20 protein-coding genes are annotated in these 17191 nt (G+C 28.9%); 16 read left to right on the top strand and 4 right to left on the bottom strand.

Going from position 1 to position 17191, the window contains the following annotated elements; translation table 11 throughout:
* Positions 1 to 10 precede the first annotated feature (10 nt).
* Together O0R46_RS07795 and O0R46_RS07790 are read left to right on the top strand one after the other, a co-directional pair.
* Positions 11 to 772, top strand: a complete 762-nt coding sequence (locus O0R46_RS07795) for an SDR family NAD(P)-dependent oxidoreductase (RefSeq protein WP_269311184.1) — start codon at positions 11 to 13, stop codon at positions 770 to 772.
* A gap of 3 nt (positions 773 to 775) precedes the next feature.
* Positions 776 to 1057, top strand: a complete 282-nt coding sequence (locus O0R46_RS07790) for a DUF1905 domain-containing protein (RefSeq protein WP_269311183.1) — start codon at positions 776 to 778, stop codon at positions 1055 to 1057.
* Positions 1058 to 1168: 111 nt separating this feature from the next.
* On the opposite strand, the gene O0R46_RS07785 is transcribed toward O0R46_RS07790, so the two are convergent.
* Positions 1169 to 2188, bottom strand: a complete 1020-nt coding sequence (locus tag O0R46_RS07785) for a diacylglycerol/lipid kinase family protein (RefSeq protein WP_269311181.1) — start codon at positions 2186 to 2188, stop codon at positions 1169 to 1171.
* A 220-nt stretch (positions 2189 to 2408) separates the two neighbouring features.
* Positions 2409 to 2573 carry a hypothetical protein gene (locus O0R46_RS07780; protein WP_269311179.1) on the bottom strand — a complete coding sequence of 55 codons (165 nt, stop codon included), beginning with the start codon at positions 2571 to 2573 and terminating at the stop codon, positions 2409 to 2411.
* A gap of 325 nt (positions 2574 to 2898) precedes the next feature.
* Between O0R46_RS07780 and O0R46_RS07775 the strand changes: the two genes are divergently transcribed.
* From O0R46_RS07775 to O0R46_RS07745, 7 genes are all read left to right on the top strand, one after another.
* On the top strand, positions 2899 to 3438 hold the full coding sequence (locus tag O0R46_RS07775) for a helix-turn-helix domain-containing protein (RefSeq protein ID WP_269311177.1): 540 nt from the start codon (positions 2899 to 2901) through the stop codon (positions 3436 to 3438).
* A gap of 19 nt (positions 3439 to 3457) precedes the next feature.
* A complete protein-coding gene (gene potA / locus O0R46_RS07770; RefSeq protein ID WP_269311176.1) occupies positions 3458 to 4501 on the top strand; it encodes a spermidine/putrescine ABC transporter ATP-binding protein in 1044 nt (347 codons plus the stop codon).
* A gap of 2 nt (positions 4502 to 4503) precedes the next feature.
* A complete protein-coding gene (locus tag O0R46_RS07765) occupies positions 4504 to 5373 on the top strand; it encodes an ABC transporter permease (protein ID WP_269311174.1) in 870 nt (289 codons plus the stop codon).
* Positions 5374 to 5479: 106 nt separating this feature from the next.
* Positions 5480 to 6166, top strand: coding sequence for an ABC transporter permease (locus O0R46_RS07760; RefSeq protein ID WP_269312550.1), 687 nt, complete (start codon positions 5480 to 5482; stop codon positions 6164 to 6166).
* Between the two features lie 17 nt (positions 6167 to 6183).
* A complete protein-coding gene (locus O0R46_RS07755) occupies positions 6184 to 7251 on the top strand; it encodes an ABC transporter substrate-binding protein (protein WP_269311173.1) in 1068 nt (355 codons plus the stop codon).
* A gap of 104 nt (positions 7252 to 7355) precedes the next feature.
* On the top strand, positions 7356 to 7610 hold the full coding sequence (locus tag O0R46_RS07750; RefSeq protein WP_269311172.1) for a GlsB/YeaQ/YmgE family stress response membrane protein: 255 nt from the start codon (positions 7356 to 7358) through the stop codon (positions 7608 to 7610).
* A 183-nt stretch (positions 7611 to 7793) separates the two neighbouring features.
* A complete protein-coding gene (locus O0R46_RS07745) occupies positions 7794 to 8147 on the top strand; it encodes a Spx/MgsR family RNA polymerase-binding regulatory protein (RefSeq protein WP_269311171.1) in 354 nt (117 codons plus the stop codon).
* A gap of 90 nt (positions 8148 to 8237) precedes the next feature.
* Here the strand turns inward: O0R46_RS07745 and O0R46_RS07740 are convergent, their stop codons facing one another.
* Positions 8238 to 9167 (bottom strand): NAD-dependent epimerase/dehydratase family protein, encoded by a 930-nt coding sequence (locus O0R46_RS07740; protein WP_269311170.1) that lies wholly within the window; start codon positions 9165 to 9167, stop codon positions 8238 to 8240.
* A 210-nt stretch (positions 9168 to 9377) separates the two neighbouring features.
* On the opposite strand from O0R46_RS07740, the gene O0R46_RS07735 reads away from it, so the two are divergent.
* The 3 genes from O0R46_RS07735 to O0R46_RS07725 all read left to right on the top strand — a co-directional run bounded on the left by O0R46_RS07735 (position 9378) and on the right by O0R46_RS07725 (position 11467).
* The gene (locus O0R46_RS07735; protein WP_269311169.1) at positions 9378 to 10220 is read left to right on the top strand and encodes a DUF5685 family protein; all 843 of its coding nucleotides are present in this window, start codon (positions 9378 to 9380) and stop codon (positions 10218 to 10220) included.
* Positions 10221 to 10402: 182 nt separating this feature from the next.
* A complete protein-coding gene (locus O0R46_RS07730; protein WP_269311168.1) occupies positions 10403 to 10612 on the top strand; it encodes a helix-turn-helix transcriptional regulator in 210 nt (69 codons plus the stop codon).
* Positions 10613 to 10693: 81 nt separating this feature from the next.
* On the top strand, positions 10694 to 11467 hold the full coding sequence (locus O0R46_RS07725) for a DUF3169 family protein (protein WP_269311166.1): 774 nt from the start codon (positions 10694 to 10696) through the stop codon (positions 11465 to 11467).
* 229 nt (positions 11468 to 11696) lie between these two features.
* Here O0R46_RS07725 and O0R46_RS07720 read toward each other — a convergent pair whose 3' ends face one another.
* Positions 11697 to 12377 carry a class A sortase gene (locus tag O0R46_RS07720; RefSeq protein WP_269311165.1) on the bottom strand — a complete coding sequence of 227 codons (681 nt, stop codon included), beginning with the start codon at positions 12375 to 12377 and terminating at the stop codon, positions 11697 to 11699.
* 179 nt (positions 12378 to 12556) lie between these two features.
* Between O0R46_RS07720 and O0R46_RS07715 the strand changes: the two genes are divergently transcribed.
* The 4 genes from O0R46_RS07715 to O0R46_RS07700 all read left to right on the top strand — a co-directional run bounded on the left by O0R46_RS07715 (position 12557) and on the right by O0R46_RS07700 (position 17188).
* Positions 12557 to 13891: a SpaA isopeptide-forming pilin-related protein gene (locus O0R46_RS07715; protein WP_269311164.1), complete on the top strand. Its 1335-nt coding sequence runs from the start codon at positions 12557 to 12559 to the stop codon at positions 13889 to 13891.
* Between the two features lie 256 nt (positions 13892 to 14147).
* A complete protein-coding gene (gene sufC, locus O0R46_RS07710; RefSeq protein ID WP_269311162.1) occupies positions 14148 to 14933 on the top strand; it encodes a Fe-S cluster assembly ATPase SufC in 786 nt (261 codons plus the stop codon).
* Positions 14923 to 16344 carry a Fe-S cluster assembly protein SufB gene (gene sufB / locus O0R46_RS07705; RefSeq protein ID WP_269311160.1) on the top strand — a complete coding sequence of 474 codons (1422 nt, stop codon included), beginning with the start codon at positions 14923 to 14925 and terminating at the stop codon, positions 16342 to 16344. The genes sufC and sufB overlap by 11 nt, the downstream gene beginning before the upstream one ends.
* A gap of 10 nt (positions 16345 to 16354) precedes the next feature.
* Entirely contained in the window at positions 16355 to 17188 is an 834-nt protein-coding gene (locus O0R46_RS07700; protein ID WP_269311158.1) for a SufB/SufD family protein, read from the top strand.
* The last annotated feature ends 3 nt before the right edge of the window (positions 17189 to 17191 follow it).

Below are 17191 nucleotides of genomic sequence, written 5' to 3'. Positions count from 1 at the left end.
GATTGGTGAAATGACAAATAAATTGGCTCTTATAACCGGTGCTAGTTCTGGTATAGGTAGAGAGTTTGCTAGATATTTATCTTCTATTGGCTATAATTTAATATTAGTAGCAAGGAGAGAAGATAGGTTGTTGGAATTGAAAAAGATATTGCCTACAAATGTTGAAGTGGTAACTAAAGATTTATCTAATAGGCAATCTGCTTATGAATTATATGAAGAATTTTCTAATAGAGATATTGATGTATTAATAAATAATGCTGGATTTGGGGATTTGGAAACCTTTGATAAAGCTGATAATGATAAGCTATTACATATGATCGAATTAAATGTAGTGGCAACACATATACTCATGAAGAAATTTTTAGAAGATTTCGTTAAAAAAAATAAAGGATATATTTTAAATGTAGGTTCTAGTGCAGGTTTGATGCCAGGAGGACCATATATGGCAACTTATTATGCTAGTAAGGCGTATGTAGTGAGTTTATCCAATGCTGTATACAGGGAACTTAAAAATTCAAATTCAAATGTAATGTTAAGCGTATTATGTCCAGGTCCCGTGGATACAGAATTTAATGAGGTAGCAAATTGTAAGTTTTCACTATCTGGAATATCACCTCAGTACTGTGCTAAATATGCAATTGATCAGATGTTTAAAGGAAAAGTAGTTATAGTTCCATCTATAAAAATGAAATTTGGAATATTTTTTTCTAGATTTTTATCTATAAAATATTTGGTAAAAATATGTGGAAAACAGCAAAAAAAGAAAGGGTAACTTATGTACGAATTTATTGCAGTAATAAAAGAGTCACAAATAGGCAAAGGTGGAGCTTATGTAGTGTTTCCTTATGACATAAGAAAAGAATTTGGAAAAGGTAGATTAAAGGTCCATGCTACATTTGATGGTGAAGAATACGATGGTAGTATAGTCAATATGGGAATAAAAAATCCAGATGGTAGTATTTGCTATATATTAGGTATTAAAAAAGAAATTAGAAAAAAGATAGGAAAAGATATTGGTGATAAAGTAAAGGTTAGAGTCGAAGAACAGGGACGATAATTGCTTTATTACACTGGAATATAAACTTAAAATATTAAATAAAAACAAAAATTAAAAATAATAATATAAACTAAGAGGACCTAAATTTAGGCCCTCTTAGTTTATATTAATCTATATCCAAAATTTTTGCTTATCCAGTTTAAAATGAATTTTGTATATATCTTTATTCCAAGATTCGCCATCTACTTGAATATGTGATGCAAGTTTATTTTCTATTGTAAATTCATCAGAGACTAGCCTTACAATATTATCATTTTTTTCAATATGATCTGATGTTTTCAATACTTGATAAATTATCTTGCCTATATTGTGAATACTTATATCATATCCGATTATTATACTTAATTTATGGTCATTAGATCTTAAATAAGGGTCTAATTTTACTCCACCACCAATATATGGATGATTCATCAAACAGGCTATTAGAAGATTATCATAAGAATATTTTTTTGAATTGGAGTCATAAATATTTACACTAAATTTATATTTATTAATTAATGCTTCAAATATATAAATAATATAAGATAGCTTACCGATACCAATTTTTTTAAAGGTTGTTTTGAAATGAGATTTTTCGCTTAAATAAATTATCAAGGCATCAAATCCAAAACCCACACTATTTACTGCATAGTCGACAGAATTATCTTTTAAATTCGTGAATTTTATTATTTCTATCTCTGTTGGAATATCAATTCTTTGTAATTTAGAAATCACCGAATCTACATCTTTTTTATATTTAACTTCTCTTGAGAAATCATTGCCTGTACCAGAAGGTAGATAGGCTATAGGAATATCTATATCTAACTTTTTTAGTGATGATATTGCTTCACTAAGAGTACCATCTCCACCTATTATTAATAATTTGGATACCTTATTTAATTTATCAAAAGAGTTTTCATTTGATTGATTAATAGAATTATCATTTTCTATTCTTCTAGCTATATCCTGTACTAATTTTATTGTATGTCCTTTATATTCAGATATAAAATATTCAAACTCAATACTTGATTTTATACATTTTTTTATGGTTTTTTTTAGAGATTTATGTCCAGTCTTACCGCCAGAACCTATATGTGCTACTATATACAACTTTAAGCCACAAAGTTTAATTTCACTATTTTTTTTATACATATACCACCCTTATATTAATAAAATTATTCAATTAATCTTATCAACTTTCATTTTTTTTATGAAATAATATTGCTTCAAAACTAATATATTTTCATTTATTTATTATACACGATAAAGGGTAAAAGAGGCTATTATTAATAGAAATATTTTTTTACATCAAAATACTTGATTTTTTGACTTATTGAATATATAATGTATTTTGTTTAGGGAAAATAAACTTTTAGTTTACTTTTACCAAAAAATATTCAAACTCAATACTTGATTTTATACATTTTTTTATGGTTTTTTTTAGAGATTTATGTCCAGTCTTACCGCCAGAACCTATATGTGCTACTATATACAACTTTAAGCCACAAAGTTTAATTTCACTATTTTTTTTATACATATACCACCCTTATATTAATAAAATTATTCAATTAATCTTATCAACTTTCATTTTTTTTATGAAATAATATTGCTTCAAAACTAATATATTTTCATTTATTTATTATACACGATAAAGGGTAAAAGAGGCTATTATTAATAGAAATATTTTTTTACATCAAAATACTTGATTTTTTGACTTATTGAATATATAATGTATTTTGTTTAGGGAAAATAAACTTTTAGTTTACTTTTACCAAAATTAATATTTAGTTTATATAATTAAAAAGTTTAGTAAAAATAAATAAGTATATGTAAAACGGAGGTAGCACCTTAGTGCAATAATTATGGATATTGGAGAAAAAGTAAAAAGACTAAGAACAGAAAAACAGTTGACCCAGGAAGAGTTGGCGAATAGGTGTGAATTGTCTAAAGGATTTATTTCACAACTTGAAAATGATTTGACTTCACCATCTATTGCAACTCTTATTGACATTTTAGATGTTCTAGGAACAAATTTAAGGGAATTTTTCGCTGAAGAAGTAAATGAAAAAATTACTTTTAAAAAAGATGATATGTTTGAAGTTGAAGATTTTGACAACAAGTATACATTTAGGTGGTTGGTTCCCAATTCACAAAAAAATGATATGGAGCCAGTTTTAGTAAAAATAGAACCAGATGGCAAATATAAGGAAGAAAAACCTCATGAAGGTGAGGAATTTGGTTATGTTATTAAAGGTACAATATGCCTATACATGGGCAACAAGAAATTTAAGGTAAGAAAGGGCGAGAGCTTTTATTATAAGCCAAAAGAAGTACACTATATTACTAATGAAGGTAAAGTGCCAGCTATGCTTATATGGGTGAGTTCTCCTCCATCATTTTAATAAAAGAGGGGTGTAATTATTGAATAATAATATTATAGAGCTAAAAAATATTTCAAAAACATATGATGATTTAACTGTATTGGACGATTTTAATCTTAGTATAAGCGAGAATGAATTTCTTACATTACTAGGACCAAGTGGATGTGGAAAAACAACATTACTTAAGATAATAGGTGGTTTTGAGTTTGCAGACGAAGGTGATGTATTCTTTGGCGGATACAAGGTAAATAATGTTCCTCCAAATCAAAGAAATATAAATACTGTATTCCAAAAATATGCATTATTTCCGCATATGAATGTATATGATAATGTAGCATTTGGTCTAAAAATAAAAAAAATGGATAAGGAAGATATAGATAAGAAAGTAAGAGAAATGCTTACAATGGTATCACTATCAGGTTTTGAAGATAGGAGTATATCATCATTATCAGGTGGTCAACAACAGAGAGTTGCAATAGCTAGAGCTCTTGTTAATGAGCCAAAGGTTTTATTGTTAGATGAACCACTTGGAGCACTAGATTTAAAACTAAGACAAGAAATGCAAGTGGAGTTAAAGAAAATACAAAAGAAACTTGGAATTACATTTATATTTGTAACTCATGACCAAGAAGAAGCTCTATCTATGAGCGATACAATTGTTGTTCTAAATAAAGGTGTAATACAGCAAGTAGGTAGTCCAATAGACATATATAATGAACCAGAAAATGCTTTTGTAGCGAACTTTATAGGTGAAAGTAATATTATTGATGGAATAATGCACGATGACTATGATGTGGAATTTTCAAATACTAGATTTGAATGTGTTGATAAGGGATTTGAAAAGGATGAAGAGGTAGATGTAGTAGTTAGGCCAGAAGATATAATAATGGTTGATGAAGCTAGCGGTATGATAACTGGTGTTGTAAAATCTTCTACTTTCAAGGGTGTTCACTATGAGTTAGAAGTTGAAGAAAATGGAAGAATGTGGTTACTTCAAAATACTAAATCGGCACCAATTGGTAGTAGGTTGGGTATGATAATAAATCCTGAGGATATACATATCATGCACAAAGGAGATGCTTAATTATGAAGAAATTTTTTGATTTTGAAGAAAGAGAAGTGGATCAAGGATCTAGACTTACATATCCCTATTGGATTTGGTCTATTATATTTGTTGTAATTCCATTGATATTAGTTTTATACTATAGTTTTACTCAGGTAGATGGAAATGGTAGATCATTTTTGACATTGGATAACTACAGACAGGTTGTAAATCCAATTTTCTTTAAGGTATTTGTTAGATCTTTCCTTTTAGCTGGAGGATCTACACTAGCATGTATAATTTTAGGATATCCAGTAGCCTATATAATAGCAAAAAAAGCTCCTTCAAAAAGCGGAAGTTTGATTTTATTATTTATACTTCCGATGTGGATGAATTTTTTGCTTAGAACTTATGCTTGGATAGCTATTCTTGGAAAAAATGGCCTATTGAATTCATTATTTGGATTGTTTGGGATAAATCCAGGATCAATATTATATACAAATTCGGCTGTAATGCTAGGAATGGTATACAATTTCTTACCATTTATGGTGCTACCAATATATACGGCACTTCAAAAAATGGATAGAGATTTAATAAATGCAGCCAAAGACTTAGGTGCAAGTAGTGTTGTAGTATTTAGAAAAGTAATATTTCCACTAAGTTTACCGGGTGTGATGAGCGGTATTACAATGGTATTTATGCCATGTGTAACTACATTTGCTATATCAAGATTATTAGGTGGTGGAAAAACTATGTTGGTAGGAGATTTAATTGAACAGCAATTTACAACTGTAGGAGATTGGAACTTTGGTTCATCGCTTTCAATAGTAATGATGTTGATAATATTAATATCAATGGCTATGATGAATAATATGGATAAAGAAGAAGTGAAGGGAGGCGGACGTCATAAATAATAAAAAGACAGCTTTAATATCAAATATTTACTTGATATTGATATTTATCTTTTTGTATGCCCCTATATTTGCTCTTGTAATATTTTCATTTAATGATTCTAAATCAATGGCAGTATTAAATGGATTTACTTTAAAGTGGTATGTAGAACTATTTAAAAATGAAACAATTCTATCAGCGCTTTATTATACTGTGACAATTGCTATAATAGCTTCTGTAGTTTCTACGATATTTGGAACTATTACATCTATTGGTATTCATAAAATGAAAAAAGGTAAGGCAAAATCAGCTCTATTAAATATAAATTACTTACCAGTATTAAATACAGAAATAGTAACAGGTGTAGCTATAATGAGTTTATTTGCTTTTGCAAAAATGGATTTTGGTTTTAATACAATGTTAATATCACATATAATGTTTTGTACACCTTATGTAATATTATCAGTGTTGCCAAAGCTAAGACAGCTACCAGATAATATTGAAGAAGCTGCTCTGGATTTAGGAGCAACTCCATGGTACGCAATTAGAAAAATAATAATTCCTCAGATAAAACCTGGTGTAATATCAGGCTTTTTGATGGCATTTACAATGTCTATTGACGATTTTATTATTTCATTTTTCAATACAGGAAATGGAGTAAGTAATCTTTCAATAGAAATATATGGTATGGCTAGACGTGGTATTAAGCCAGAAATAAATGCATTATCAACATTGATGTTTGCTACAGTTCTAGTACTTTTATTTTTGGCAAATAGAAAAGAATCAATTATTAAAAATGTAGCAAATAGAATGTAGTAGATGTGGAGGTAGTTATGAAAAAAAATAAAATATTTTCATTAAAAACACTAGCATTAGCTAGTTTAATATGTGCCACATCAATATTTTCAACTGGGTGTGGTAGCTCAGGGCAAGGATCTTCAAAAGTGCTAAACGTATATAATGTCGGCGACTATATTGATGAATCTCTGATTACTCAATTTGAAGAAGAAACAGGTATAAAGGTACAGTATTCAACTTATGATACAAATGAAATGATGTATCAAAAAGTGAAGAGTGGTAGTACAAAATATGATCTAGTATTTCCTTCAGATTATATGGTTCAAAAAATGAGTAGAGAAGGTATGTTGAAAAAAATTAATTTCAATAATGTGCCAAACTATAAATATGTAGATAAAGAATTTAAAAATACAAAATATGATCCTACAAATGAATATTCAGTACCATATATGTGGGGGACTCTTGGAATTGTATATAATAAAAAAATGGTTGATAAAGCTCCAACTTCTTGGGATGATTTATGGAATCCAAAATATAAAAGAAATTTACTGATGTTTGATTCAGTAAGAGATACAATGGGAGTAGCCCTGAAAAGGTTGGGATATTCTATGAATACTACTGACCCCAAAGAAATATCTAGAGCAGAAAAGTTGTTAGAAAAGCAAAAGCCAATTGTTCTTGCTTATGTGAACGATGATGGTAAGGATAGAATGATAGGTGAAGAAGCAGCTATGGGAATTTTCTATTCTGGTGATGTACCTTTAATGAAAGGTGAAAATGAAAATCTAGAATATGTAATACCAAAAGAAGGTACAAATGTTTGGACAGATGCCATCTGTATACCAAATACAGCAGATAATGAGGACTGGGCAGAAGCTTTTATCAATTTTCTGTGTGATCCAGAAGTAAATGCAAAAAATGCAGAGTATATTGGATATTCAACACCTATATCTCAAGGAAAAAATAAACTTCCAGAAGAAATGAGAAATGATAAAACTCTTTATCCGGATCCAAGTATTTTAAAGAAATGTGAACCATTTTTAGATCTAGAAGATAAAATCAAACTATATGATAAATCATGGATTAAATTAAAAAGTTTTTAGTGACATATAACTTATTTGATTTCAAATAAAATTGCTGGGTATAATAATATTACAATAAAATATTAGCAATATTAAAAATATTATTATAGAAAGGCGGTATTAGTATGGGAATAATATCATGGTTAATAGTAGGAGCATTAGCAGGATGGTTAGGTAGTATAATAATGGGTAAGAACGCTCAGATGGGTGCAATTGCTAACATTATAGTAGGTATTATAGGTGCTTTTATAGGTGGATTTATAGCACAGTCGTTCGGAGGCAGTGGTGTAAGTGGTATAAACCTATATAGTATAGCCATTTCAGTATTAGGTGCGGTAGTTCTTCTATTTATAGTTGGATTAATTCAAAGAAAAAGATAATAAAATTTAAAAAGTTATACAAATAAAAAAGTAGTCATTAATGACTACTTTTTTATTTGTATAAACTAATATTTACAGTATTTATAAACTAATAAGAAATATCACAGATAACTTGCTTAAAATTATTTATGATTGGTATAAAATATTTGAATATGAATTTAATAATATTTAGGAGGAATGAGTATGAATACGCTGATATGCTATAAAAAATGCACTACTTGTAAGGGTGTAGAAAAGCTAATGAAAGAAAAATCTATAGACTATAAACTTAGGGAAATAGATATAGAGAATCCTAGTGCAGAGGAAATAAAGATATGGAGAGATAAAACAGGTTTACCACTAAAAAGATTTTTTAATACAAGTGGTAAGATATATAGAGAACAAGCTTTATCTTCAAAATTAAAGAATATGAGTGATCAAGAACAATATGATTTATTGGCTACTGATGGTATGTTGGTAAAAAGACCCATATTAATAATGGAAGATGGACATATTTATGTTGGTCCAGACGTGAAAAAATATATAGAAAATTTATAAAAAATATACCGACTCAAAAAAGTTAGATTTAAAATTTAACTTTTTTGAGTCGGTTTTTGTTTAAGCATAATTTAGATTTTAATTAATAACTTATATATTTTTTAGCATATCTTCAGTCATCTTGTCTAGATCAAATTTTGGATTAAATCCCCACTGTTCTCTGGCGGCACTAGTATCTAGTGAATTTGGCCAGCTATCTGCAATTGCTTGTCTAATTGGATCAACATCATAATCCATAGTAAAATCTGGCATAATCTTTTGAATTGATTTCTTTATATCTTCTGGCTCAAAACTCATAGCAGATACATTAAATGCATTTCTGTCTATCAATTTATCAGGATTTGCTTCCATTAGTTGTATAATTGAATCAACTGCATCAGGCATATACATCATATCCATATATGTTCCTTTATCTATATAGGATGAATAATGTCCATTTTTTTTGGCTTCATGGTATATGTGGACAGCATAATCAGTAGTTCCACCGCCAGGAAGAGCCTTGTATGAAATAAGTCCAGGGAAACGAACACCTCTAGTGTCTAGTCCATATTTTAAATGGTAATAATCACATAATAATTCTCCAGTAACTTTGCTAATACCATAAGCTGTAGTAGGTCTTTGAATAGTAGTCTGTGGAGTATGATCTCTTGGAGTAGAAGGACCAAAAGAACCTATAGAACTAGGTACAAATAATGCACAACCAAGTTCTTTGGAAACTTCAAGAGAATTATATAAACCATTTACATTAATATCCCATAGTAAATTTGGATTCTTTTCACCTTGAGCTGATAGTATAGCAGCTAGATGTAGTATTGTGTCTACTTCGTGCTTTTTTGCTAATTCATAAAATGCTTTTGCATCAGTACAATCCATACTTTCAAAAGGACCAGCCTCATGAAATTCTGGTTTGTCTCTTCTAGAAGATGTGATCACATTGTCTCTACCATAAATTCTTCTAAGTTCCTCTGCTAAATCAGTTCCAATTTGCCCTGTTGCTCCAGTAATTAATATTTTTTTCATAAAAAAGTCCTTTCATATAAATCATATTTATAATAATATACCTTATTGATATGGAAATAATCAAGTTATATATGGTAAATTATTACAATAGAGTATAAAGTACATATAATAAATTATTTTAGTAGGCCAAAGTAATATAAAAAAGAAAATACTTTAAAGTTTGTTATAATATAGATATTATTTAAATTTAAATTTTTGGAGGAGAAATCAGTGTTTGGTTACGTTAGAATAAATAAAATGGATTTGACATTTAGAGAGTACTATCATTATAAGGCATATTATTGTGGGCTTTGCAAATATTTAAAGAGGAATCACACAGAAATATCAAGACTTAGTTTGAACTACGATATTACATTTTTGATATTGATTTTAACATCAGTATATGAACCAAAATCTGATATTTTCAATGAAAAATGTATTGTAAATCCAACAAAAAAGAAAATGCATATTTCAAATAAATATACTGAATATGCAGCTAGTATGAATATACTCCTAACATATTACAAATTAGAAGATAATGTGATAGATGAAGGTAGACTTAAGGATAAGTTCCTAAAAAGTGCATATGAGAAATCCTATAAAACAGCTCTTGCTGAATATCCAGAAAAGGCACAAAAAATAAAAAATCATATGAAAAAATTAAATAATTTAGAATTGGAAAACTGTCAAAATATAGATGAAATATCTAATGTATTTGGTGAATTGATGAGTGATATATTCTCATATAAAGAAGATGAATATATGGATAGGTTATCTAGAGTAGGTTTTAATATTGGAAAATATATATACATATTAGATGCATATGAAGATTTGGATAAAGATCTAGAAAAAGGATCATATAATCCTTTTAAAAAATACGAAAATGATAGAGAAAAATTAAGAGAAAATGTAGATAAAAATATTGGATTCACACTTACAATGTTAGAAGAGGCTATTAATTCTTTAGATATAAAAATTAATAAGTCCATAATAGATAATATTCTATATTCTGGTATATATCTAAGATACAAGGGGATTTTATTGGGGAAGATTAATGAGAAGAATATGAAATAAAATACGAGAAGTAATTAAAGAAAAAATGACAAATTTATTTGTCATTTTTTTGTGAAATCTATTGACAAGTATATTTGTCATATAGTATTATAGTTACATAAATCTGACAAGTATATTTGTCATAAAAAGAATCAAAATATAAACGTTTATAATAAATATTGTTTTAAAACAGGAGGAAATATATGGCCTTATTGAATAAAGTAAAAGAATATAGAAATCAAAAAGGAATTAATCAACAAGAACTAGGACAATTAGTAGGCGCTTCAAGGCAGACTATAAGTCTAATAGAAAGAGGAGATTACAATCCATCAATTATACTTTGCTTGAAGATAGCAAAAGAATTTGGAGCAAGTGTAGAAGAAATATTCCAATATGAGGAAGATGATGACTAAGAAAATAAATATAGAATAGTAATTATAAAATTGTAATAAGGATAAATTTATAAAGTTAAATAGTAGAATAGGAGAACAAAGATGTTTAAAAATAAAAAATCAACAAAAGAAAAAGGAATAGGTCATTTATTTTTATTGATGATAGCTGGGGGAATAGCTGGAGGAATAGTAGGTGGATTTTCAACGAAATTTGAAGATGTAATTGCTGGGGCCATAGAAAGTTTAAAGCTGTTAATAAGTACAAATATTTTTGGCATATATTTTGTGGGTTCTGCCATACTTTTAATATCAATAGTTGTAACTTTAAAAATAGGTGAGAAAAATCTAATAGATTCAATTAAAAATGAAGAGGATATATATAATGATGCCCAACTCGGAATATCCATGGCTTTAACGGGGATAATTATACCATTCATGATTGGTTCATTAGCAATTTGTTCAGGCAAAATAAGGACAAGTATAGAAATAAATGGCTATGTAGATAGAAATCTAATGATGCTATTTGGAAGTGCAGTAGCATTGTTGTTGATATTATCTATATTAATACCATTATGCCAAAAAAGAATTATAGATAAAATAAAAATTGCTTATCCAGAGAAAAAGGGAAACATATTTACCATGTCTTTCAAAAAAGACTGGGAAGCTAGTATGGATGAGAGAGAATTAAAAATAATGAATCAAGCAGCAAACAAAACATTTACCTTTACAACAATAATGTTATTAATAATGATAATTCTAGCTTTTATATTATCATTGATAACTGATATAGGAGTGTACCCAGTAATTATATTAGTACTAATATTCTCAGTGATGATGATTGTATATACTTACTGGTCAATAAAATTAGACAAATAGAGTTTAAGAAAGATTATAAATAAATCAAAAGATAGTATTATCTAATATATTATAGACAATATTAATAAAAAAAGTCTAAGTAGAAAAATCTCCTTAGACTTTTTTAAAGTTATAAATTTTTTTTGTGATTATTGTATAGGTGATTAACATATAAGCCTATACATAAAATTACAAATATTGCTAAAGTACCTTTGAGTACTCCAAATAAAAAACCCATAATTACCTACCTTTACTCCGATATACTTCTTAACATTTTATTAGAGCTATAAGGATATAACTTATCAAATTTACCGACTACAAAATATCTATACCCGTCGGTATCATAATAGCATGTCATCAATGATACTATTGCCTTGCCATCTGCTTCTGACATTTTAACATCATCTATTAAATCAGTACGATTATCTTTTACTTTTAGAGTTTTAAATACTCTGTATTCATAAATATTTTTCTTGTTTGTAAGTCTAATAACATCACCCTTTTTGACATTCATCAAACCACCAAAAAGTAGCTTTTCATTTTTCATATAATGACCAGCAATAGCATAATTTCCTAATCCCATCCTTTGATTAGGTTTCATAGTACATGCACCATACATCAAATTATTATTTTCTAGACCATCAAAAATAGCTATGTTTTTATTAATAGAAGGAATGACTAATTGGCCAACAATCTTTGACATATCAGCATCTTTTCTGTTTAATATTACACCATTGATATCAATAGGCTTGACTTTTGATTGATCGAAATTCTTGTCACCAGAGTTAGCATTTTTTTCTAGCTTATCAGAAGAGAGTGCATCAATTTTTTCCGCTTTATTTTGAGATAGTAGAACAAATTCAGAAATCTTCGGATAAGAAAAAATGATGAGACCAATAAATATCAATAAAAGAGCAATCTTTTTTTTCATAAATACCTCCACATTTGTATAGGAAAAGTATATCACAAATAAAAATATTATAAAAGAACATAAAATGATTAAAAATGATATTATAAATTGATAATCACTGAAAAAGAAGTTCAAATCAACGTTTCTTTTATTGTAAATGCAAATTATAGATGATATAATTAAACTAACTATAAAATATAATGAATAAGTATGCATATTATTTTGAATGGGGTGAAAAAATGAAAATAAAAAAGAAGATTTTAAATATCTTAATGGCACTGGCTATAGCTATACCAATGGTAGGGGCTGGAAGTATAGGTAGTTCTTTTGCGGTTGGAAGTATAAATTTCAAAAAAGTAGATTCTAAGCAGAGAGGTATTTCAGGTGCGGAAATAACATGTTATAAAATAGAAAATGGAGTCAATACACAATATTTTAAAGCAAAGACTGATATAAATGGTTTTATTGATACTTCTACAGTAACACTTTTAGAAAAAACTGATATATTTGCAAGTTATGGGAAAATAAATTTAGAACCTGGAGATTATAAGTTTATTGAAAAGAAAGCTCCAGAGGGATATAAACTTAATACTACAGAGTTTGTAAGAAAAATAGTTGATAATGAAGCTGCTGATCCCATTGTCATTCAAAATGACTATGAAAGTAATAAAATTGCAATAGAAGTGAAAACAGTAGATAAAAATAGCGGTTATGGAATAGAAGGTGCACAAATACAGCTTATAAGCGGTAAAGAAAATGTTACAACTTTTATAACAGGAAAAAATGGAATGTTGCAAATGAATGGTTCAACTATTGATAATCAAGAAATATATAACAAATTACAGCCAAAAGTCGTAAATGGTGTATTATTAATTAATATGGGTACAGGCGACTATACAATAAAAGAGAAAAAAGCGCCAAGTGGTTATAAATTAAATACTAATCAATGGACTTATGGTACTGTTAACAACAAAATGCAAGATATTATAATTGAACATGAAAAAACAAGTTCAGTGAGCAATGAAAATCCTAAAAAGATAGATACTGGTTTTAAACTAGAGGTTATAAATGAAGAATATGATCCTCTTAAGAATGTTAAAGTTGGGGTTTATAAAGTTGATTCTAAAAATAAAATAATTGAAAAAGTTTTTGTAGGCATGACTGGAGATAACGGAAGCTTTGATTCTAAAAAAGCTCAAAAAGGAGGAGAGTTAGTTTCTAATGGTGCAATATCATTAGAGCCAGGAAGGTATATGTATAAAGCAGATGGTTTAAGCAAGAATTATTATATAGATGTTAAAGAAGGACAAGTCCCTAAGAAGATTATTAAACTATCTCAAAAAGATATAACTTATTTAAACTCTAAGAAAAACTCTGATTTAATTAATAGTAAAACAAATAACAACAAAAACTATACTACTGCTAATAATAATAACAAAAGGTTAGCAAAAACTGGATCTGAAAATTCTATTGCCTATACTTTATCAGGTTTAACACTTTTGGTAAGTGGAGCATTCATCTTTATAAAAAAATAATATGTTAATATAAATAACTAGCTTTGAATTTTTAAAGCTAGTTATTTTTTATATAAATGTTATCTTAATGTATTTTTATATTTACATTTAAAGACTATAAATCCACTTATTGATATTGAATTTCATATGGATTAACTTAAATAAAAAAATTTATTATAATTCCTAGTAAATTAGTCAAGATTAATTGATTTTTTTGGGTAAACATAGTAATATAGTCTTGTACAAATTGTGATAACAATTAATTTTTATAATATATATGGAAAGGATAGTGAATTTAGTGAGTGATAAATTACTAGAAATAAAAGACCTATGTGTTAAAGTAGGGGACAAAGAAATACTAAAGAATATAAATCTTGTAATAAATAAAGGAGAAACTCATGTAATACTTGGACCTAATGGGTCAGGTAAATCAACTCTTGTAAATACAATAATGAGTAATCCAAAATATGTAATAACATCAGGTAAGATTTTCTTTGAAGGAGAAGATGTAACTGATATGGCAGCTGACGAAAGAGCAAGAAAAGGTATTTTCATGTCTTTCCAGCATCCAATTGAAGTACCAGGTATCAGTGTGGAAAACTTTATCAGGACATCAAAGTCTGCAGTTGATGAAAAGCAGGTTTCTGTGCTTAGATTCAACATGGATTTATCTAAGAAGATGAAAGAATTAGATATGAAACCAGAGTATGCTGGTAGATATATGAACTATGGTTTTTCAGGTGGAGAAAAGAAGAAGACTGAAATACTTCAGATGCAAATTCTTAATCCTAAACTAGCTATGCTAGATGAAACTGACTCAGGTCTAGATGTAGATGCTGTTAGAGTAGTTGCTGAAGGAATCAAAAACTTCAAGGATAATGATAAGTCATTATTAATAATCACACATCACAAGGAAATAATTCATAATATTAATCCTGACATAGTTCATGTAATAATAGATGGTTCTATAGCAAAAGAAGGAGATTCGTCATTAATCAATAGAGTTGAAGAAGAAGGTTATGGTTGGATTAGAGATGAGGTGAATTCATCGAATGGAAACTAAAGAAAGAAAGAAAAGAACTCAAATAAAAGATCAAGATCGTGGAATCTATGATATAAAGAATGAATTTAAATATAAGTCAAAGTCTGAAAAGGGTTTAACTGAAGAAATAGTAACTCAGATAAGTAAGGAAAAAGGTGAACCAGAGTGGATGCTTGAAATTAGAAAAGCATCTGTTAAAAAGTTCTATGAATTAGACAATCCTACTTGGGCACCAAATCTTGATGAAGTAAATATAGATGATATTACTACATATATAAGACCAGATGCTGACCTAGTTGGTGACTGGGGAGAGGTTCCAGAAGATATCAAGAATACTTTTGATATGCTAGGTATACCAGAAGCTGAAAGAGAAAAAAATCTTTCAGGTGTTGGTGCACAATATGACTCAGAAGTGGTATATCATAGCATTCAGCAGGAACTTTTAGACCAAGGTGTGGTTTATACAGATTTTGAAACAGGTGTTAGAGAATATCCAGATCTAGTAAAGCAGTACTTTATGAAGTGTATATCTAATGCAGACCATAAGTATGCAGCTCTTCATTATGCTGTATGGTCAGGTGGATCTTTTGTGTACGTACCAAAGGGTGTAAAGGTTGATGTACCGCTACAATCATATTTTAGATTAAATGCGCCAGGAGCAGGACAATTTGAACATACTCTAATTATTATTGATGAGGGTGCTTATTGTCATTTTATTGAAGGATGTTCAGCACCTAAGTATAACGTAGTAAATGTACATGCTGGGGCAGTTGAATTATTTGTAAATAAAGGTGCAACACTTAGATATTCTACAATAGAAAACTGGTCAAGGAATATGTATAATCTAAACACAAAAAGATGTATAGTTGAGGAAGATGGTAAGATCGAATGGGTATCCGGATCATTTGGCTCAAAGGTGTCATGTCTATATCCAATGTCTATACTAAAAGGAGCAAATGCTAAATCTGAATTTACAGGTATTACATTTGCAGGAGCAGGTCAATATCTAGATACAGGAACAAAGGTTATACATTCAGCTCCTAATACATCTTCAACAGTAAACTCAAAATCTATATCAAAAGATGGTGGTGTAGCAATATATAGAGGGCTTGTGAAGATGACAAAGAATGCCAAAGGATCGAAGTCTACTGTAAGTTGTGAATCGCTAATGCTAGATCAAGAATCTAGATCGGATACTATTCCAGTAATTGATATAGCTACTCAGGACGTTGACTTAGGTCATGAGGCTAAAATAGGTAGAATAGATGATGAAGTAATCTTCTACTTGATGTCTAGGGGTATTAGTGAAGCCGAAGCAAAATCTATGGTAGTAAGAGGATTTGCTGAGCCAATAGCTAAGGAATTGCCACTTGAATATGCAGTAGAAATGAATAACTTGATCAATTTAGAACTAGAAGGAACTATAGGTTAGGAGGAAAATTATGATAGCAAATACATTACCACTTCTTACTTGGAGATGGCTAAAGGTAAATGAATCCCTAATCGAGTTACCTGAAGTGAAAGACCAAGTAAACGAAATTGTGGCAAACGAAGGTGAAAAAGTCGAAGCTATGTTTGATATAAGCGAATTAGCTCAAGAAGCTCAAGCTTCAAGACATACTAAGATTAATATAATAGCAAAGAAAAATTCAACAGTAGATATATACTATATAGCTAGATGTCTAGAAGAAGAAAAGACACTAACAGATATTATGGCAGATGTTGAGGAAGGTGCTACTGTAAATCTAATACAAGTAGAAGCTGGAGCAAAGAATACAGTAACAAACTATGTTGCAAATCTAAAAGGAAAGCAATCAAAGACAAATGTAGAAGCTGTATATTTTGCAAATGAATCAAAATCATTAGATATTTTCTATCACATTAAACAAATGGGTATAGAAACAGAATCAAATATTTTAGTAAATGGAGCTCTTAAAGATAAAGCAAGAAAAACTTTTAAGGGAACAATAGATTTTAAAAGAGGGTCTATGGGATCAAAAGGTAGCGAAGAAGAATTTGCTACATTACTTGATGACGACGTAAGATCTATTGCTGTACCAGTACTATTATGTGAAGAAGATGATGTAGAGGGAGTACATGCTGCTAGTGCAGGTAAGATAGATCAAGATATACTATTTTATATAATGAGTAGAGGTTTGGATATAGAAGAAGCTAAAAAGATGATTGTTCAAACTAAACTAGCTCCAACTATTGATAAATTACCAACTGAAGAATTAAGAAATTCTGTGTGGGAACATATTGAGTCAAGAATATAATAA

Origin of the sequence: Peptostreptococcus equinus (assembly GCF_027125355.1) — a bacterium.
Taxonomy (GTDB): Bacteria; Bacillota; Clostridia; order Peptostreptococcales; family Peptostreptococcaceae; genus Peptostreptococcus; species Peptostreptococcus equinus.
Note: the sequence above shows the minus strand (reverse complement) of the source record. Positions and strands in the feature narration are given on the sequence as shown.